General features: G+C 69.6%; 17 protein-coding genes. 11 read left to right on the top strand and 6 right to left on the bottom strand.

Going from position 1 to position 18,287, the window contains the following annotated elements:
• Positions 1-7: 7 nt before the first annotated feature.
• Entirely contained in the window at positions 8-1,099 is a 1,092-nt protein-coding gene (locus Dac01nite_RS04065; RefSeq protein WP_203653542.1) for an inositol-3-phosphate synthase, read from the bottom strand.
• Positions 1,100-1,111: 12 nt separating this feature from the next.
• Positions 1,112-1,702, bottom strand: coding sequence for a PadR family transcriptional regulator (locus tag Dac01nite_RS04060; RefSeq protein ID WP_239066490.1), 591 nt, complete (start codon positions 1,700-1,702; stop codon positions 1,112-1,114).
• A gap of 257 nt (positions 1,703-1,959) precedes the next feature.
• Between Dac01nite_RS04060 and Dac01nite_RS04055 the strand changes: the two genes are divergently transcribed.
• Positions 1,960-4,380 (top strand): transglycosylase domain-containing protein, encoded by a 2,421-nt coding sequence (locus tag Dac01nite_RS04055; RefSeq protein ID WP_203653541.1) that lies wholly within the window; start codon positions 1,960-1,962, stop codon positions 4,378-4,380.
• Between the two features lie 167 nt (positions 4,381-4,547).
• Here Dac01nite_RS04055 and Dac01nite_RS04050 read toward each other — a convergent pair whose 3' ends face one another.
• Positions 4,548-5,582 carry a lipid II:glycine glycyltransferase FemX gene (locus tag Dac01nite_RS04050; RefSeq protein WP_203653539.1) on the bottom strand — a complete coding sequence of 345 codons (1,035 nt, stop codon included), beginning with the start codon at positions 5,580-5,582 and terminating at the stop codon, positions 4,548-4,550.
• A gap of 160 nt (positions 5,583-5,742) precedes the next feature.
• Here Dac01nite_RS04050 and rpsF point away from each other — a divergent pair, with 160 nt between their 5' ends.
• From rpsF to Dac01nite_RS04015, 7 genes are all read left to right on the top strand, one after another.
• Positions 5,743-6,033, top strand: a complete 291-nt coding sequence (gene rpsF, locus Dac01nite_RS04045; protein ID WP_203653534.1) for a 30S ribosomal protein S6 — start codon at positions 5,743-5,745, stop codon at positions 6,031-6,033.
• Between the two features lie 53 nt (positions 6,034-6,086).
• Positions 6,087-6,563 (top strand): single-stranded DNA-binding protein, encoded by a 477-nt coding sequence (locus Dac01nite_RS04040; RefSeq protein WP_203653533.1) that lies wholly within the window; start codon positions 6,087-6,089, stop codon positions 6,561-6,563.
• 27 nt (positions 6,564-6,590) lie between these two features.
• Entirely contained in the window at positions 6,591-6,827 is a 237-nt protein-coding gene (gene rpsR, locus Dac01nite_RS04035) for a 30S ribosomal protein S18 (protein ID WP_084038993.1), read from the top strand.
• 13 nt (positions 6,828-6,840) lie between these two features.
• On the top strand, positions 6,841-7,287 hold the full coding sequence (gene rplI, locus Dac01nite_RS04030; RefSeq protein ID WP_203653532.1) for a 50S ribosomal protein L9: 447 nt from the start codon (positions 6,841-6,843) through the stop codon (positions 7,285-7,287).
• Positions 7,288-7,848: 561 nt separating this feature from the next.
• A complete protein-coding gene (dnaB, locus tag Dac01nite_RS04025) occupies positions 7,849-9,216 on the top strand; it encodes a replicative DNA helicase (protein ID WP_203653531.1) in 1,368 nt (455 codons plus the stop codon).
• Between the two features lie 45 nt (positions 9,217-9,261).
• A complete protein-coding gene (locus Dac01nite_RS04020; protein WP_203653530.1) occupies positions 9,262-9,894 on the top strand; it encodes a redoxin domain-containing protein in 633 nt (210 codons plus the stop codon).
• 73 nt (positions 9,895-9,967) lie between these two features.
• The gene (locus tag Dac01nite_RS04015) at positions 9,968-10,528 is read left to right on the top strand and encodes a redoxin family protein (RefSeq protein WP_203653529.1); all 561 of its coding nucleotides are present in this window, start codon (positions 9,968-9,970) and stop codon (positions 10,526-10,528) included.
• Here the strand turns inward: Dac01nite_RS04015 and Dac01nite_RS04010 are convergent.
• A complete protein-coding gene (locus tag Dac01nite_RS04010; protein ID WP_203653528.1) occupies positions 10,525-11,514 on the bottom strand; it encodes a cytochrome c biogenesis CcdA family protein in 990 nt (329 codons plus the stop codon). The two genes, Dac01nite_RS04015 and Dac01nite_RS04010, sit on opposite strands and share 4 nt — an antisense overlap.
• Before the next feature lie 210 nt (positions 11,515-11,724).
• Here Dac01nite_RS04010 and Dac01nite_RS04005 point away from each other — a divergent pair, with 210 nt between their 5' ends.
• The 3 genes from Dac01nite_RS04005 (at position 11,725) to Dac01nite_RS03995 (ending at position 14,846) form a co-directional block, all read left to right on the top strand.
• Positions 11,725-13,041 (top strand): YncE family protein, encoded by a 1,317-nt coding sequence (locus tag Dac01nite_RS04005; RefSeq protein ID WP_203653526.1) that lies wholly within the window; start codon positions 11,725-11,727, stop codon positions 13,039-13,041.
• 105 nt (positions 13,042-13,146) lie between these two features.
• Positions 13,147-14,049 (top strand): aldose 1-epimerase family protein, encoded by a 903-nt coding sequence (locus tag Dac01nite_RS04000; RefSeq protein ID WP_203653524.1) that lies wholly within the window; start codon positions 13,147-13,149, stop codon positions 14,047-14,049.
• Positions 14,046-14,846: a Rossmann-fold NAD(P)-binding domain-containing protein gene (locus Dac01nite_RS03995; RefSeq protein WP_239066489.1), complete on the top strand. Its 801-nt coding sequence runs from the start codon at positions 14,046-14,048 to the stop codon at positions 14,844-14,846. Before Dac01nite_RS04000 ends, Dac01nite_RS03995 begins: the two co-directional genes overlap by 4 nt.
• Before the next feature lie 57 nt (positions 14,847-14,903).
• On the opposite strand, the gene Dac01nite_RS03990 is transcribed toward Dac01nite_RS03995, so the two are convergent.
• Together Dac01nite_RS03990 and Dac01nite_RS03985 are read right to left on the bottom strand one after the other, a co-directional pair.
• Positions 14,904-17,381 carry a lysylphosphatidylglycerol synthase transmembrane domain-containing protein gene (locus Dac01nite_RS03990; protein WP_203653521.1) on the bottom strand — a complete coding sequence of 826 codons (2,478 nt, stop codon included), beginning with the start codon at positions 17,379-17,381 and terminating at the stop codon, positions 14,904-14,906.
• A 74-nt stretch (positions 17,382-17,455) separates the two neighbouring features.
• On the bottom strand, positions 17,456-18,277 hold the full coding sequence (locus tag Dac01nite_RS03985) for a CPBP family intramembrane glutamic endopeptidase (protein ID WP_203653520.1): 822 nt from the start codon (positions 18,275-18,277) through the stop codon (positions 17,456-17,458).
• Between the last annotated feature and the right edge of the window lie 10 nt (positions 18,278-18,287).

The following is an 18,287-nucleotide window of genomic DNA, read 5'->3' as shown; positions in this document are numbered from 1 at the left end:
GTGGGGATCAGCGCTCGATGTCTCCGGCGATGAACGCCTCGAGCTGCGCGCGGCCCTTGGTGTCCTCCATCTGGACCGGCGGCGACTTCATGAAGTAGGTCGAGGCCGAGAGGATGGGGCCGCCCACGCCGCGGTCCTTGGCGATCTTCGCGGCGCGGATCGCGTCGATGATGATGCCGGCGGAGTTGGGGGAGTCCCACACCTCGAGCTTGTACTCCAGGTTGAGGGGCACCTCGCCGAACGCGCGGCCCTCGAGGCGGACGTACGCCCACTTGCGGTCGTCGAGCCAGGCGACGTAGTCCGACGGGCCGATGTGCACGTCGCGCGAGTCCTTCAGTCCCTTGAGCGAGCCCTCGAGGTTCGAGGTCACGGCCTGGGTCTTCGAGATCTTCTTGGACTCGAGGCGGTCGCGCTCGAGCATGTTCTTGAAGTCCATGTTGCCGCCCACGTTCAGCTGGTACGTGCGGTCCAGCGCGACGCCGCGGTCCTCGAACAGCTTCGCCATCACGCGGTGGGTGATGGTGGCGCCCACCTGCGACTTGATGTCGTCGCCCACGATGGGGATCCCGGCGTCCTCGAACTTCTTGGCCCACACGGGGTCGGAGGCGATGAACACGGGCAGGGCGTTCACGAAGGCGACGCCTGCGTCGATCGCGCACTGCGCGTAGAACTTGGCCGCCTCCTCGGAGCCCACGGGCAGGTAGCACACGAGCACGTCAGCCTCGGAGTCCTTGAGCACCTGGACCACGTCGACGGGCGCGTCGTCGGACTCGGTGATGGTCTCGCGGTAGTACTTGCCCAGGCCGTCGAGGGTGTGGCCGCGCTGCACCTGGATGTCCGTCTTGGGGACGTCGCAGATCTTGATGGTGTTGTTCTCGGAGCACTCGGTGGCCTCCACGAGCTCCTTGCCCACCTTGAGCGAGTCCACGTCGAAGGCGGCCACGAACTCGATGTCCGAGATGTGGTAGTCGCCGAACTGGACGTGCATGAGGCCCGGGACCGTCTCGCCTGCGGCGCGGTCCTTGTAGAACTCCACGCCCTGGATGAGCGACGTGGCGCAGTTGCCGACGCCGACGATGGCGACGCGAAGTGCAGCCATGGTGTGTCTCCTTCAGTTGTTGCCCGCGGGAGCGGTGCTGGGGTTGTCTCCGCGGGTCGCGGATCGTTCGTTCTCGATGAGTCGGTCGAGCCACTCGACCTCGCGCTCGACGCGCTCGAGTCCGTGGCGGTGAAGCTCGGTGGTGTAGGCGTCGTGACGTTCGCGGACGCGCTGGAGTCCTTCGGCGACCTCCTCGAGCCGCTCGGACAGCCGCGAGCGGCGGCCCTCGAGGATGCGCAGGCGGGTCGCGGAGTCCGTCTTGGTGAACAGGGAGAAGCGCACGTCGAAGGTGTCGTCGTCCCAGGACGAGGCGCCGGCGTTGGCCAGCTCCTCGGCGAGGCGGGACTCGCCCTCGGCCGTGAGCCCGTAGGCGATCTTGGAGCGCCTGGAGCCGGCGGTGCGGACGGCCGATGCGTCAGTCTCGTCAGCGGCGATGAGGCCCGAGGCCACCATGCGCTTGAGGCAGGGGTACAGCGAGCCGTAGCTGAGGGCACGGAAGGGGCCCAGCTCGCTGCCGAGGCGCTTGCGGATCTGGTAGCCGTGCAGGGGCTGCTCCGCGAGCATGCCGAGGATCGCCAGCGACAGGACATCGGTCTTGGCCACGGGCTCTCCTCTCTTCTGTGACGGCTGGTGGATCAGACGTCAACACTAGCACCTTGTTGTATCGCGGCGATACATCGAGTACCGTTCGAAGTCGGACTCACCGAGGGTCGCGGGCACGTCTGAAGCCGCTCGAGCGTTGGTGACACAAGCAACGGCGCGGTCCGGCTGCACGCCCCGGGGAGCTCGACGCCCCCGGCCACCTGCGCCGCACCCGCCCCTGAACTCTCTAGGGTGAAGACACTGTGAGCGATACCGGCATGAACACTCCGCGCATCAGCGCGAGCCCCGCCTCCGCGGCGGCTCCCGTGCGCCCCTCCACCGGCATCCAGCGCACGGCGTCCGCACCTGGCGCGGGCACCGTCGCGATGGCCAACGGGATCCCGCCGTGGAGCGCCACCGGCGCACCCGTCACGGGCAAGCAGCCCACGCGCCGGCCCACCGGCGCGCAGCCCACCCGCCGGTCCACCGGCGCCAAGCCTCGCACCTCCACGCGAGCCGCCGGCGCGAAGGCGACCGGCGCATCGGCCGCATCCAAGCCCAGCACCACGGCCAAGGGCGGTGGCAGCGGCAACGGCGGCGGCAAGGGCTCCAAGCGCGACGACTGGCCCACCTGGCGCCGGTGGCTGTGGCGCATCGGCATCTGGGCGCTCATCGCACTGCTGGCCGTCAGCCTGATCGGCGCGATCGCGCTGTTCATCCGCTACACGCAGCTGGACGTCCCCGACCCGGACGACTTCGCGCAGGCGCAGTCCTCGATCTTCTACTTCGCGGACGGCGAGACGGAGATGGGGCGCATCGGCGTCGTGGACCGCGAGGTCGTCGACTACGACGACCTCCCCACGTACGTGGGCGACGCGGTGGTCGCGGCGGAGGACCGCAGCTTCTACACCAACCCCGGCATCAACATCCTCGGCATGAGCCGCGCGATGTTCGAGACCGTGGTGCTCAACCAGCCGCGCGGTGGCTCCTCGATCACCCAGCAGTACGTCGAGCGCTACTACGTGGGCGAGACCACCACCTCGATCCAGGGGAAGATCGACGAGACCCTGCTGGCGCTCAAGATCGACCAGGAGCAGTCCAAGGAGGAGGTGCTCGGGAACTACCTCAACACCATCTACTTCGGGCGCGGCGCGTACGGCATCCAGGCCGCCGCCGAGCAGTACTACGGCAAGGACGCGGCGGACCTCACCCTGTCCGAGTCCGCGATGCTCGCGGGACTCATCCCCGCGCCCAGCGCGTGGGACCCGCGCGTGGACCACGACAAGGCGGAGGAGCGCTGGAACTACGTGCTCGACGGCATGGTCGACGCCGGCTTCCTGACGCAGGCCGAGCGCGACGACATCACCGAGTTCCCGGAGCCCATCGACTATCAGCAGGAGGACGTGTTCGCCGGCACCGAGGGCTACATCCTGCAGGCGGCCATCGATGAGGTGGTGGAGAAGACCGGCGTGACGCGCGAGGAGATCGAGTCGCTCGGCTATCGCATCACGACCACGATCCTCCCCGAGCACCAGGACGCGGCCGAAGAGGCCGTCGCCACCATGCCGGACGACCACGCGGACAACCTGCGCGTCGCCGCCGTGACCGTGGACTCCGCGACGGGCGCGATCACGTCCATGTACGGCGGCCCGGACTACCTCGAGATCCAGCGCAACGCCGTCACCCAGGACATCGCGCAGGCGGGCTCCACGTTCAAGCCGTTCGCGCTCATCGCGGGCCTCGAGCGCGGCATCGGCCTGGGCAGCGAGTACCTCGCCAACAACGAGATGGAGTTCGAGGGCTTCGAGCGCCCCGTGCGCAACTTCGGGGGAGTCGACTACGGGGTCGTGGACCTGGTCAAGGCCACCCAGGACTCCATCAACACCGCCTATGTGGGCCTGAACGAGGACGTCACCCCGCAGGTGACCATGGAGACCGCCATCGCCGCGGGCCTGCCGGAGGACACCCTGGACCTGGACGCGAACCCTGCGAACGTCCTGGGCTCGGCCTCGCCGCACCCGCTCGACATGGCCTCCGCGTACGCGACCATCGCGTCCGGCGGGCTGCGGACGGAGGCGTACCTGGTCGCGTCCGTGACGGACGTCGCGGGAGAGCCGGTGTTCGAGCAGGAGGTCGAGCCCGAGCGCATCTTCGCCGAGGACGTCATGGCTGACACGACGTTCGCGATGCAGCAGGTCGTCAACTTCGGTTCGGGGCAGACCGCCAAGGAGCTGGGTCGACCGCTCGCCGGCAAGACGGGAACGTCCAACGACAACCGCTCGGCGTGGTTCGTGGGCTTCAGCCCGCAGATCGTCGGTGCCGTGGCGCTCTACCAGGTGGGCGAGGACGGCTCCGCCGAGCAGATCACTCCCTTTGGCGGCTTCTCTCAGATCACCGGCTCGACGGTGCCAGCAGCCGTGTGGACCGCGATGATGGGCCCCATCCTCGAGCCCATGGAGATCGTCGACTTCCCCGCACGAGCGAACGTGGGCGAGGACATCCCCATCCGTCAGCCCTCCCCCTCGCCGTCACCCACCCCTGAGGTCACGGAGACCACGGAGGCGCCCGAGCCCGAGCCGGAGCCGGAGCAGACCACCGAGGAGCCCGAGCCGGAGCCCGAGGAGACCACCGAGGAGCCCGACCCCGAGCCCACGCCGCCGCCGTCACCGGCGCCGACGGTCAGTCCCGCGCTGCCCTAGCGGCGCAGCGCGCGGCCCCCGCCCCACGGACAGTTCGAACCAAGTCGCGGTCGAGGCGCCGGCCGCAGGGGCGCGACGCCGCTGCGCGCGCGGCGTGTCGCCGCTGATGTGGTGCGAACTGTCCGCAGCAGCGCGGCGGCGCATGGCCGATGCGCGGGCTGGGGCGTCTACCGGCGCAGCGCGCGCTTGGCCTTCAGCGCTGCGACCAGCGCGCGGTAGCGCAGCGGCTTCACCGGCACGTCCCACGCGCCGTCGACCGCGACGTCGTCCCCGAACTGGTGCTTGAACTCCCCCACGCCCGCCAGCTGGGGTGCCCGGTCCGAGCCCACGCCCATGAGGTCGTAGCGGGTCACGCCCTCCGCCTTCAGGGTCGTGAAGATCCTCCACTTGAGCAGGATCGCGGCGTTCGTGTCGCGCGCTTCGCGGTTGCCACCGGCGTAGAAGTCCACGCCAGCGCCGTCGTGAACCAGCGAGATCACCCAGGAGACCGCGCGGCCCGGCTCGAGGTCCCCCTCCGGCCCGGTGTCGTGGCGGCGGGCCACGAATACCCGCGCGTGCTCGCCCAGCGACGCGAGCATCGTCGTGTACACGTCCATGGGGAAGATGCCGAACCCGTCGCGCTCGGCGGTCTCCCGGTAGATCTCGTACAGCTCGCGGAAGCCCTCCGCGCTCATCCCGGACTCATCCGTGACCGTCATGTCCTCGTCCTTGAGGACCTTGCGGGTCTTGTAGCGGCCGCGCTTGGTGAAGGACGCGAGGATCTCGTCCTCGGAGCGGGTCAGGTCGATCACGACCGTGGTGTCGTACGTGACCGTCTGCAGCAGCTCGTGGAGGTCCGCTGCCTCGTGCCAGGCGTGCAGGCGCACGAAGGCGACCGACGGAGCCTCGGCCCGCACGTAGTCGACCACCGCCGCGCGCACCGCGGCCTCCGCATCGGCCGTGGGACGCGACGGCCACATCGGGCCGTGCTTGGCCCACAGGTAGGTGAAGCCGCGCCCCTCGAACTCCGTGAGCGCGATCAGCGCGACCACGGCATCGGCCGTGTCCAGGATGGCCAGGCGACGCCACGGCGTCCGGCCCTCGACCGCCTCGTCGAACGCGTCCCACGCCGGTGCCTGCTCGATGGGCACAGGCTCGCCGAAGGCGCGCGCGGCGTCCATGAAACGGTCGTTCTCCCAGTGCTCCACCCGCAGTTCGCTCACGCGTACGAGGCTACCTGTGGACAGGGATCGCGGCGGCAGGCCGCGCAAGGTATCCTTGTCGGTGGTCCCGACGCCTCCCGGCACCCGGGACCGCTTGCATCACAACCCTCCTGCCACGGAACGTCCGTGGCCGCATGAGTCCAGAGGAGGTGGGTAATCGATGCGTCAGTACGAAATGATGGTCATCCTCGACCCCGAGGTGGATGAGCGCACGGTCCAGCCGTCGCTCGACAAGTACCTGAACGTGGTCACCAGCGACAAGGGCACCGTCGACAAGGTCGATGTGTGGGGCCGCCGTCGCCTGGCATACCCCATCAAGAAGAAGAACGATGGCGTCTACGCGGTGATCAACTTCACCTCCGAGTCCGCCACGGCCAAGGAGCTCGAGCGTCAGCTCGGCCTCAACGAGTCCATTCTTCGCACCAAGCTGCTGCGTCCCGACGCCAAGTAGCGACTGCTCCCGACTGCAACCAACGACACGACACGACACCTAAGGGGACACACATGGCAGGCGAGACTCAGATCACCGTGATCGGCAACCTCACCGGCGACCCGGAGCTGAGATTCATCCAGTCCGGCGCCGCGGTCGTCAACTTCACGGTGGCGTCCACCCCCCGCACGTTCGACCGCCAGTCGAACGAGTGGAAGGACGGAGAGACCCTGTTCATGCGCTGCTCCCTGTGGCGTGAGGCCGCGGAGAACGTGGCCGAGTCGCTCACCAAGGGCATGCGGGTCATCGTGACCGGCCGCCTCGTGCAGCGCTCGTTCGAGTCGAACGGCGAGAAGCGCACCGTTGTCGAGATGCAGGCCGACGAGGTTGGTCCCTCGCTGCGATACGCCACCGCCAAGGTGAACCGTACGCAGCGTCAGGGCGGCTCCGGCGGCCAGGGCGGCTTCGGCGGCGGCGCCTCCGCGCCGGCAGGCGGATCCTCGAACGACCCGTGGGCCTCGGCCCCCGCGTCGGACGAGCCCCCGTTCTAATACTTTTCCACTTCAGGAGTTCCACACATGGCTAAGCACGACATTCGCAAGCCGCGCAAGAAGGTGAACCCGCTCAAGGCGGCCAAGGTCACCACGGTCGACTACAAGGACACCGCGCTGCTGCGCAAGTTCATCTCGGACCGCGGCAAGATCCGCTCGCGTCGGGTCACCGGCGTCTCGGTCCAGGAGCAGCGCGAGATCGCGCGCGCGATCAAGGTCGCCCGCGAGATGGCCCTTCTCCCCTACGCCGGCTCCGGCCGCTGATCGGGGGTCAGACATGGCAAAGCTCATCCTGACCCACGAGGTCTCCGGCCTCGGCATCGCCGGCGACGTGGTCGACGTCAAGGACGGCTACGCACGCAATTACCTGGTTCCCCGCAAGCTGGCCACCCCGTGGTCCGCTGGTGCGGAGAAGCAGATCGAGACGCTGCGCAAGTCGCGTCGCGACAAGGAGATCGCCAGCGTCGAGGAGGCCCAGGCCGCCCGCGACTCGCTCCAGGCGAACTCGGTGACCGTCGAGGCGAAGGCGGGCGAGTCCGGCCGCCTCTTCGGTGCCGTGACGCCGGCGGACATCGCCGCGGCGATCGGCGACCGCGCCAAGGTCGACAAGCGCCGCATCCACATCGCTCAGCCCATCAAGGCGCTGGGCACCTACACGGTGCAGGTCTCCCTGCACGACGACCTCTCGGCTGCCGTCGAGGTCAACGTGGTGGCTGCGAAGTAGCTCTTCACTGAGCCGTCAGGCCCGGTCCCGCTCAGGCGGGGCCGGGCCTTTCGCGTGCGCGGGGTCCGGCCCTCCCGACAGTTCGAACCATCCTCGGTGAGACACGCGGTGCGATATCCGGGATGTCGAGCTACGAGCCGGCGCGTCCCGTCCGGATTGGTTCGGGCTGTCCGGGAGTGGCAGGCTCTGGACGGCCGATGCGCGGCTCAGGGGAGCAGGAGGCTTCCACCAGGGACGACGCGCGGGTGTGGATAACTGAACACCCGACACGCCGGGAGCCGACACGCCGACGACTTTCTCCCAAGCGTTGTCCACAGCGTTGAAAGCAGTATCAGTCCAGGTAGCAGTAGTGGGCGCGACATTTGCGACACGCAATCCACACACCTGTCCACAGTGCGCCCCCGGGGTTCTGCACAGTTCCTCCACTGTGCACACGGCGTGTATCCACGGGCTGTCCACGGGGGAGCGAGAACTCGACTTGTGCGGGCTCGCCGCAGCCCCTACCTTGGCGTGTCAGTCCCCGGAGAGACACTCGTCTCACCGGGACAGAAAGGGAGTGTCATGTCAGTCGAGGAGCTCGAGGCGTCCTACGGACCTGAGCCGAGCACCTATGACCGTCTGCCCCCTCAGAACCTCGAGGCCGAGCAGTCCGTGCTCGGCTCCATGCTGCTGTCGAAGGACGCGATGGCGGACGTCATCGAGTCCGTCCGCGCGGATGACTTCTACAAGCCCGCGCACGAGATCATCTTCGACGTCGCGGTCAAGCTCTACAACTCCGGCGACCCGGTGGACGCCCTCACTGTCAGCGCCGAGCTCCAGCGCACCAACCAGCTGAGCCGCATCGGCGGCGCCGAGTACCTGCACACGCTCATCGCGATCGTGCCGTCCGCCGCCTCAGCCGGCTACTACGCGCGCCTGGTGCGCGAGCAGTCCATCCTGCGGCGCCTGGTCGAGGCCGGCACGCGCATCGCGTCGATGGGCTACGACTCCGACGGCGCTGAGGTCGACATGGTGGTCGACGGCGCTCAGGCGGAGATCTTCGCCGTCACCGAGCGTCGCAACTCGCAGGACTACCTGTCCATCGGCGACGTGATGGAGCAGACGCTCTCGCAGGTCGAGATGGCGTCCGCTCGCGACGGTCAGATGCTGGGCATCCCCACCGGCTTCACGCAGCTCGACGAGCTCACGGGCGGCCTGCAGGGCGGCCAGATGATCGTGCTCGCAGCGCGTCCGGCCATCGGAAAGTCCACGCTCGGCCTCGACATCGCGCGCGCGGCGTCGATCAAGCACGGCAAGGCCTCCGTGATCTTCTCGCTCGAGATGAGCCGCGAGGAGATCACCAAGCGCATGCTGTCCGCGGAGGCGGGCGTGAAGCTCTCGCGCCTGACCAAGGGACCGATGGGCCCGAACGACTGGGAACGCCTCGCGCAGACCGCCGCGAAGGTCTCGAGCGCGCCGCTCTACATCGACGACTCGCCCAACATGTCGCTCATGGAGATCCGTGCGAAGTGCCGCCGCCTCAAGCAGCAGCACGACCTGCAGCTCGTGGTGGTCGACTACCTCCAGCTGATGAGCTCGGGCCGCAAGGTCGAGTCCCGCCAGCAGGAGGTCTCCGAGTTCTCGCGTGCGCTCAAGCTGCTCGCGAAGGAGATCGAGGTCCCGGTCATCGCGATCTCGCAGCTCAACCGTGGTCCCGAGCAGCGCACGGAGAAGAAGCCCATGCTGTCCGACATGCGCGAGTCCGGCGCGATCGAGCAGGACGCGGACATCGTGATCCTGCTGCATCGCGACGATGCCTACGACCGCGACAACCGTCCGGGCGAGGCTGACTTCATCGTCGCCAAGCACCGCGCCGGCCCCACCGACACCATCGCGGTCGCGTTCAAGAAGGACTACGCGCACTTCGCGGACATGGCCCCGGACCTGTAGGTCAGCGCCACCCATCCGCCCTCGTCAGCACTCCGAATCCTCAGCATGACGACCTTTGCCGCACGCCTTGCCGTCCTCGCGGGAGCGTCCGCTCTCGCCCTCACCGCCTGCGCCACCGCCGCAGAGCCCGAGTCGCCGGGCGCCTCACCCGAGCCCGAGATGTCCGCCACGCACGACGCGATGGACGACGCCATGGAGGAGCCCACCGACGAGGCGGACGCCATGGAGGACGACGCGATGAGCGACGACTCGATGGAGTCCGTCGAGGTCCCCGAGGCCCTGCAGTTCACCACCACCACGCTCGCCGGCGCCGAGTTCGACGGCGCCTCGCTCGTGGGTCAGGACGCGATCGTGTGGGTGTGGGCGTCATGGTGCCCGATCTGCCAGTCGGAGGCACCGGCAGTCGCCGCGGCCAACGAGCAGCTTCCGGACGGGGTCACCATCTATGGCCTGCCTGGCAACGCGGACCTCGCGTCCTCGCAGCAGTTCGTCGAGGAATACGGTCTGGGCGACATCGAGCACATCTTCACCGAGGACGGCTCGCTGTGGTCCAACTTTGGTGTCTCCTACCAGCCCGCACTGGTGCTCATCAACGACGACGGCACGTTCGAGACCATGCCCGGCTCCTCGGGCGAGGCTCAGATCATCGAGGCCGCGGAGCAGCTCGCCGCGTCCTGACCCATCCGGTTTCGCTCTGTCTCCGAATCCCCTCCGAGCGTAGAATGAACGTTCACATGGTCGAGGAGGACCGATGAGACTACGGATGTTGGGTGCGGCGGCGGTGACGAGCCTGGTGCTCGCGGGCTGCACGGCTTCGAGCGAGAGCGCGACCACCGCGACGACGGATGCGACGACGGGATCGGCTGAGCGTCCAGCCGAGTCGTCCCCGCCCGCCCAGCCGGGACCCTTCGACTTCACGGCTGCGACCGCGGCAGGCGGCACGCTCGAGGGCGAGTCCCTCAAGCACCGCGACGTGATCCTGTGGTTCTGGGCGCCGTGGTGCCCTACCTGTCTGGTCGAGGGCCAGGACTACGTCGCCGATGCGATCGCCCAGATGCCCGAGGGCGTCGAGCTGGTGGGCATCGCGGGCCGCATCACCGACGAGAACGAGGTGGGCGAGTTCCTGGACTTCACCGGCACCGGCGACGCGACCCACGTGCTGGACGAGGACGGCACTCTGTGGGCGGACTTCGGCGTCGCGCTGCAGCCAGCCTTCCTGTTCGTCAATGACGACGGCACCTACGAGAAGGGTGGCGCCGGCCTGACCACCGAGGACATCCTGGCGCAGGCCGAGCGGCTGGCGGAGAGCTAGTCCTTCTTGGTGGACGCGCGCAGCGCGTCCAGCGTCGCCTTGTCGGCGACCTGGATGCGGCTGGGAGCGGCCGATGCGACAGGCTCGACCGGCTCTGCTTCCGCTTTCGTGGCTGCTGCTCGCGCATCGGCCCGGCGCCCCAGGAGCAGGATGACCACCGTGGCGATCGCCACCACGGCGACGAACACGATCAGGGCGACCGTGCCCCACGACTCGATCCACTGGGCGACGGCGCCCTGCCAGCGCGCGGTGGTGTGGAGCACCTCATTGAGGGCGTCGATGCCGTAGCGGGGCAGCACCTCCGCGAGGCCGAAGAGCAGGACGTAGATGCCGGCGAGCACCATGAGCCCGCCGCCGATGCGCATGAGGACCGGCGTCTTGGAGCGCAGCGCGGCGGCCGCGGAGGAGCCGGCGACGGCGGCGAGGATCGACACCGCGAGCACCGAGGCGCCCATGCCGGCGCCGTAGATGAGGAACGGTGCGACCGCGCCGACGGGCCCGGGCGCTGCGAGCGCCTGGGCCACGACGGCGAGGAACAAGCCGATGGTGCAGCTCATGGAGGCCAGCGCGAACGTGGCGCCGTAGCCCACCTGCGACCAGAATGCGCGCGTGGGCGCGGAGCCGGTGATGCGCATGCCCGGGCCGCGCAGCTCTCCGCCGCGCAGCAGCACGATGCCCAGCCAGATCAGCACCGCGCCGATCGCGACGGTGACGTAGGACAGGTACGGGAGGATCGAGCCCTGGAGGCCGATGTTGACCGCGCCGAACAGCAGCCCGAACCCGGTGAAGATCACCATGAACCCCACCGTCATCGCGAGCCCGAACCCTACGGCGCGGCGCAGAGCCGCCGCCCGGGTGACGCCGGCATCGGCGCTGCCGGTGACGATCACGGTGATGTAGGCAGGGAGCAGCGCGAAGCCACACGGGTTGAACGCGGCGACAGCGCCCAGCAGCAGGGCGTAGGCGGCGGCGGTGGGATCAAGCAACGGCGCTCCTCTCGAGAGCGAGTCTAGGCCTGGCGTCAGGAGAGATTCGGAGCCGAGCGAGGGACGGACGGGCGAGAGTCTTTATGCAAGTGGTAATCATTCTCACGATGCGCTAGTGTCGCGGTTGAGCGCACGGCAGCGCTCTCGCGGACCGCAGGTCCGCAGTCGATCCCCGCATTGAAAGGTCGGCCCCACGGGCCAGGTTCACTCATGTCCACCCTCTCCACCACCATCCGCGCCACCGCAGCAGCGGGAGCCGCCGCGCTGCTGCTCGCCGCGTGCGCGACCGAGGATCCCGCCGACGCGGACCCCGCAGCCTCGACCACCCACGAGGCGCACGACGACCACGACCATGACGGTCACGGCGACGAGGCCACCGAGGCGAGCGAACAGGCTGCGGCCACCCCGCGCCTGGTCATGACCTACGACGGCGGCATCGTGGTGCTCGACGCGGCCACTCTCGAGACCGTCGCGGACCTGCCGCTGGACGGCTTCAACCGCCTGAGCCCGGCAGGCGACGGCCGTCACGTCGCGGTGTCGACCACCGGCGGCTGGGCGGTGCTGGACGCCGGAACGTGGTCTGAGGCGCACGGCGAGCACGCGCACCACTTCACGAGCGAGCCAGCGCTCACGGACGTGATCATCGAGGCAGAGTCTCCGGGCCACGTGGTGCCCCACGGCGACCTGGCAGCGCTGTGGGATGACGGCACGGGCGAGGTCACCGTCGTCGAGATCAGCGAGTGGGAGGACATGGTCGAGCACGCGCATGTCCACTCGATTCGCGACTACACGGCAGATGCGCCCCATCACGGTGTGGCCGTCGCCACCGAGGGCGGCCTCCTGTACGTGACGCGCGGCGACGAAGAGTCGCGCTCTGGCGCGATGGCGATCGACGCTGACGGTGAGACGGTCGTTAGCAGCGACGAGTGCCCCGGCGTGCACGGGGAGACCGCATTCGCCGGCGCGAGCGGCGACGAGTACGTGGTGTTCGGCTGCGAGGACGGCGTGCTGGTGATGCACGGCGACCACGCTCACAAGCTCCAGGCCGAAGGCGACTACGTGCGGACCGGCAACGTGCACTCTGTAGACGGCAGCGACATCGTGCTGGGCGACTACAAGACCGACCCCGAGGGAGGCCTCGGCCTGTCGCAGGTGCTGCTCGTCGACGTCGCGGCCGAGACTTCGACCGTGGTGGACCCGTTCGTGGGCGACGACGCGACGTACACGTGGCGCGGCATCGCGCGCGGCACGGACGGCGAGGCCCTGGTGCTCGGCACCGACGGTGCGCTGCGCGTGCTCGACGCGGCCACCGGAGAGGTCACCGCGACCATCCCGGTGATCGCGCAGTGGGAGGTGCCAGAGGAGTGGCAGACCGCCCACCCGGCGCTCACCGTGGTCGAGGGCATGGCCTACGTCACCGACCCCGCGACCGGCACCGTGCACGCCGTCGACTACGCCGGCGGCGAGGTCTGGAAGTCCGCGGACGTGGGCGTCGAGATGAACGAGCTCACCGCCGCGACTGGCTGACCTGATCAGTCAGCCTTCTCTCACAGGGCCCGGCTCAGTCGCCTCGCGCGGCAGGGCCGGGCCCTTCCGGTGCTGCCCCGCATGGCGAGGCGGTAGCGTGCCACCATGCGCACGTTCACAGGCCAGCAGACCACCCTGACCCACGGAGACCAGCACGCCACCATCGCCGCCCTGGGGGCAGCGCTGCGCGAGTACACCGTGGGCGGCCGCGATGTGGTGCTCCCCTTCGCGGCGGACGAGCTCCCGGCTGCCTACCACGGCATGGTGCTCGCGCCGTGGCCCAACCGCCTTCGCGACGGTCAGTACTCGTTCGGCGGGCAGGAGCTCCAGGTGCCCGTGTCCGAGCCCGATCGTGGCACCGCGCTGCACGGCCTGGTGTGCTGGCAGGAGTGGACCGTCGAGTCGCACACCGAGTCCGCGGTGACGATGGCCCTCGATCTGGCACCGAGCCCCGGGTATCCGTTCCGCCTCGCGCTCGCGACCACCTACGCGCTGGGTGATGACGGCCTGACCGTCACGACGGTGGCCCGCAACGCGGGCGCAGACGCGTTGCCGTATGGCGTGGGCTTCCACCCATGGTTCTCCCCCGGCGGCTCCGACCTCGACCATTGCACGCTGCAGCTGGGCGCCGCATCGCGGGTCACGGTGGACGAGCGGCTGCTGCCGGTGATGGACGCACCCGTCGACGGTGCTTTCGACCTGCGGTCGCCGCGCCCGCTCGACGGCATCGCCTTCGACGACGCCTGGGTGGACCCGATCGCCGATGCCGAGGGCAAGTCGTGGTGCCGGTTGTGGTGGACGGACGGTTCGACCATCGAGATCTGGGCCGATGCCGCGGCCACGGCGTGGCAGATCTGCACCGGCGACGAGGTCCCCGGGGTGAGGCGTGCAGGCATCGCGATCGAACCCATGAGCTGCATCGCCGATGCGTTCCGCACCGGCGAGCGGCTGGTCACCCTCGAGCCGGGCGAGTCCCACGCGTTGACGTGGGGCATGAGGTTGGTGTGAGCCCCCGCCGGACGTTGCTGGTTGGCTTCGGAAAGCTCGGCGCTGACCTCGCCACCCTGCTCATCGAGGACGGCGGCGAGGTGATCGCGCTGCGCCGCGACGCCGCGGCTGTGCCGGACGCCGTCGCAGCGATCGGCGCGGACCTGCGACAGCCGCTTCCCGAGCCGCTCCCTGACGTGGACGCGCTGGTCGTCACGCTGCCTCCGTCCGTGGATCCCGAGGGCTATCCCGCCGTGCTCGACCGCTTGCGGCACGCGTTGCCGGCCATCCCCGAGCGGACGGTGTTCGTCTCCTCGACGGGGGTGTTCGAGGGGTGGACGGGGCGCCAGCCCATCACCGAGAGCGACATCCCCCTGCCCCAGACCGAGCGAGCGCGAGGAATCCGCGAGGGGGAGCTCGCCGCGATCGACCTGTTCGGGGCGGTGGTGGTCCGTCCTGCAGGCATCTATGGCCCGGGCCGGGACTTCCTGGTGCGGACCGTGCGGGACGGCCGGCCCATCGATGCGACGCGGCGCACCAACCGGATCCACCAGAAGGACCTGGTGCGAGCGATGCATGAGCTCCTGCGCAGCGAACAACCGGCCTCGATGCTGCATGCCGTGGACCAGGAGCCTGCGCGCCTGGGCGACGTCACCGCGTTCATCGCGGGCCTGCTGGGCACGGAGTCGCCCCCGGAGGTGAAGGACCAGGCTCACGGGGGCAACATCTTCGACGGCACGGCTGTGATCGAGCTGCTGGGACATCTCGACTACCCCAGCTACCGCGACGGCTACCGCGAGATGCTCGCCGGCACCTGAGGCTGACCGCGCCGTGGGCGGTCAGGCCCGCGGCGCAGCATCACCACGCGAGACTCGCTACAGCTCGCCCTTGCGCTGCAGGTAGTTCATCGCCACGTACCCCAGCGGGATGCGCAGCCAGTAGGTGATGACGCGGTAGATGATCACCACCGAGGTCGCCAGGCCCAGGGACAGGCCCGCGGACGTGGTGAGGCCGGTGATGAGCGCCGCCTCGACGGCGCCGAGGCCACCGGGCGTGGGCACCACGGCGCCCACCGCGTTGGAGATGAAGTAGAGCACCGCGACGTCGATGATCGCGAGCTCCTGGCCGAACGCCTGAAGGGTGCAGTAGAACGCACCCACGTAGGCGATGGTCTGGATGAAGTTCCCGGTGAGTCCCAGCAGCAGTCGCAGGGGCTGGCCCAGCACCTGCACCAGGCGCGGCCACGTCTGGCGCAGCGGCGGCATCACCTTCGCCAGGACCCAACGGCGAACCTTGGGCACGAGCATGAAGGCGACCACCACCGCGACCATCACGGCCACGCCCAGCAGCACGGTGCTGGAGGGCAGCGCGGCGAGAGTGCCCTCGGAGCCCGTGACCAGGGTGAGGGCCAGCAGCGCGCCCACGGTGACCACGATCGCGCTCACCTGGACCAGCGCCACGGTGGCCACCGCGAGCGGACCCGGCACGCGTCGCTTGGTGAGCATGCGCAGGTTCAAGGCGGCCGGTCCGATGCCGGCAGGCACAGCGAGCGCGATGTAGGCCGCCGCGACCTGCACCAGGAGCACCCGTATCCACGGCAGGCGGATGGGCGAGAACGCGATCATCGCGAGCGCGGCTCCCACGAAGGTGAACATCGCCCACACCAGCGCGCCCAGCAGCCACCAGAGGTTCGCCTGCTGGAGGGCGCTCACCACGTCCTGGGTGTTGAAGAACGCGAGCACGAGTCCCACGGCGACGATGGCGAGCACCAGGGTGGCGACGGTGCGCCACCCGAACCGCACGATGTTCTGCTGCTCGATCTCCGCATCGGGCAGGCGCTGGACGATGCGCTGGCGCATGTCCGGCAGCAGCCTGTCCTTCTTGACGGCCTGGCGCGTGCCGCGCGGCAGCACGATGGTCTGCAGCAGCGGAGCGACCTGCTCGACGGCGTCCTCGCCCAGCGCGCGGAAGGCGGCGGCGACGGCTCGCTCCGCGCCCACGGCCACGGCGGTGGTCGCGAGCATCTGCACGTTGTCGAGCCGGCGGGACAGGGTCGACGAGGCGACCTCGCCCATCTCCCACGTCGTCAGCCACACCACCGGCGAGCCCGAGCCGTCCTCCTCGCCCACCAGGATCGCGTCCGTGCTGATCGAACGGTGAGCGATGCCAGCGTCGTGCGCGCGCACCACCTCTGCCCAGATCGCGTCCAGCAGCGCGTCGTCGATCTCGTCCGCCGGAATGTCGGTCAGCACCTTGGTCGCGAGGGGCCGTTGATACACGGTGATCATGGTGTCGCGTGCCTGGCTCATCCCCAGCACGCGCGCGGTCCGGACTCCTGCTGTTCGGGCGGCGTGCGAAGCGAGCGCGGTCGACTCCGCGGAGTGCCGCAGGCTCACCTCCGCGCGCGCATCGACGCCGCGAAAGCGCAGCGTGTTCCACAGCTTCGCGAGGAACCCCGCCGCGTGACGATCGCCATCGAGCGCGTGGACCACCAGGTGGTGACCCTCGACCGTGGTGACGTCGTAGACGCGGCCCGAGCGGGTGCGACCGATGGCCGCCGAGACCTCGTCGAGCTCCGTGGGCTCGTAGCCGTCGTGCGCATCGGCCCTCACCAGGCGTCGTGGCTGGAAGCCGGCACGGCGGATGCCGTCCACGAGCGACTCGCCGTACGCCCGGTCCGCGCTGGATCCCAGCAGCCAGCGCAGCAGGAGGCCCGTGGCGCGGCCGATCAGCACCACCGTGATCGCTGCGGGCAGCGTGACGATGCCGGAGATCACCGCGACCGCCGCTGCGATCCACAGCAGCGTCCAGGACACGGACAGCACGCGGCGCGTGGTGCGCAGGCCGGCGGCGGTGAGCATCGCGGCGACGGCAGCCAGGTACGCAGGCAGCTGCACCACCATCTCGCCCTCGGCGCCGCGCACCGACAGGCTCTCGACCAGCTCATCCGCGCCCCACTCGAGCGTGGTGAGCGCCGCGACCACGGTGACGATGAACGCCAGCACCGCGGCGCCCAGCACCTCCAGGATGCGTCGGGGCTCACGGCGGATGCCCAGGTCGATGATGACTGCGGCCGGGACCACCAGGGTGACGATGCCGGAGAAGATGTTGACCGGGAACACCAGCAGCCGCTGCAGCAGCGCGGAGATGCCCTCGACGTCCTCGGTGAAGCCCTGCGTGGTGCCGTGGGCGTACGCCCCCAGCAGCAGCGTCAGCACGATCCCCACGAGGGTGCCCGCCGCGGCCAGCAGATCCGTCACGCGATGCACCCGCTGCTCGGGCTCGTCGATGATGGACACGCCGCGCAGAGGATTCTCCGCAGGCGCCTCCTGCAACGAGCTGTCCGCGGCCATGAGGCGAGTCTAGGAGGTCGCGCGGCGGCGCGACGGGAGCACCGGGCCACCCCCGCATCGGCCCGGCGCAGCCACTACTTGATACCCCAGCTCGCGAGCGTCTCCTGGCCCACGATCTCCGGCCCGATGAACGCGACGGCATCCAGCGTCCAGTGCGCGACGATCAGGGGTCCCAGCCGGCCGGTGCGATGGAACCAGGAGGCGAACACCACGCCCATCACCACGTTGCCCACCGCCATGGGCCAGCCCTGATAGAGGTGGTAGGCGCCGCGCAGCAGGGCCGATGCGGCGATGGCTGCGTACGGCGACCACCGCAGGTCCTTGAGGCGGGTCATGAGGTAGCCCACGGCGATGGTCTCCTCCAGCACGCCCGCGACGGCGGCCGACAGCAGCAGGATGGTCGCCGCCCACCACGCCTCGGGCAGTCCAGAGGTGTCGATGCGCACGCTCTGCCCGATGGCCCGCCCCGCCGCATACAGGGCGAGCCCCGGCAGCCCGATCACCGCCGCGAGGCCGAGCCCCACGCCCACGTCCTTCCACCAGTGGTGGTCGTGTCCGGTCAGCCCCAGGCGTCGCAGTGCGCTCCTGCCGCCCTCGCTCAGCAGGTACAGGACCAGGAACACCGGCATCAGCAGGTACAGCTGACGGATCACCTGGAGCGCGAGGTCCACGTAGTCGATGCTCGAGCGCGACGGGTTGATCGTGGTGGACTGGTTGCCGATCGCCGGCTCCGCGAGGTATCGCTCGATGAGGCGCAGCGCCGCGGTGATGGCGTAGTAGCCCAGGGACAGCCCGAGCACGATGACGATCTCCGCGCGCAGGCGACGCCGGCTGGGAACGGCCGATGCGGGGGGTGCGTCGGTCTCCGGGGCGGGGGTCGCGGCGGGCTGGTCCATGGTCACGGTC

The organism is Demequina activiva (assembly GCF_016862815.1).
Lineage (GTDB): Bacteria > Actinomycetota > Actinomycetes > Actinomycetales > Demequinaceae > Demequina > Demequina activiva.
The sequence above is the reverse complement of the archived record's forward strand: the minus strand, read 5'-3'. Positions and strand labels throughout refer to the sequence as shown.

Coding starts and splice junctions, on each gene's coding strand:
- Dac01nite_RS04065 (WP_203653542.1), bottom strand. CDS start 1,099: ATGGCTGCACTTCGCGTCGCCATCGTCGGCGTCGGCAACTGCGCCACG.
- Dac01nite_RS04055 (WP_203653541.1), top strand. CDS start 1,960: ATGAACACTCCGCGCATCAGCGCGAGCCCCGCCTCCGCGGCGGCTCCC.
- rpsF (WP_203653534.1), top strand. CDS start 5,743: ATGCGTCAGTACGAAATGATGGTCATCCTCGACCCCGAGGTGGATGAG.
- Dac01nite_RS04040 (WP_203653533.1), top strand. CDS start 6,087: ATGGCAGGCGAGACTCAGATCACCGTGATCGGCAACCTCACCGGCGAC.
- rpsR (WP_084038993.1), top strand. CDS start 6,591: ATGGCTAAGCACGACATTCGCAAGCCGCGCAAGAAGGTGAACCCGCTC.
- rplI (WP_203653532.1), top strand. CDS start 6,841: ATGGCAAAGCTCATCCTGACCCACGAGGTCTCCGGCCTCGGCATCGCC.
- dnaB (WP_203653531.1), top strand. CDS start 7,849: ATGTCAGTCGAGGAGCTCGAGGCGTCCTACGGACCTGAGCCGAGCACC.
- Dac01nite_RS04020 (WP_203653530.1), top strand. CDS start 9,262: ATGACGACCTTTGCCGCACGCCTTGCCGTCCTCGCGGGAGCGTCCGCT.
- Dac01nite_RS04015 (WP_203653529.1), top strand. CDS start 9,968: ATGAGACTACGGATGTTGGGTGCGGCGGCGGTGACGAGCCTGGTGCTC.
- Dac01nite_RS04005 (WP_203653526.1), top strand. CDS start 11,725: ATGTCCACCCTCTCCACCACCATCCGCGCCACCGCAGCAGCGGGAGCC.
- Dac01nite_RS04000 (WP_203653524.1), top strand. CDS start 13,147: ATGCGCACGTTCACAGGCCAGCAGACCACCCTGACCCACGGAGACCAG.
- Dac01nite_RS03990 (WP_203653521.1), bottom strand. CDS start 17,381: ATGGCCGCGGACAGCTCGTTGCAGGAGGCGCCTGCGGAGAATCCTCTG.
- Dac01nite_RS03985 (WP_203653520.1), bottom strand. CDS start 18,277: ATGGACCAGCCCGCCGCGACCCCCGCCCCGGAGACCGACGCACCCCCC.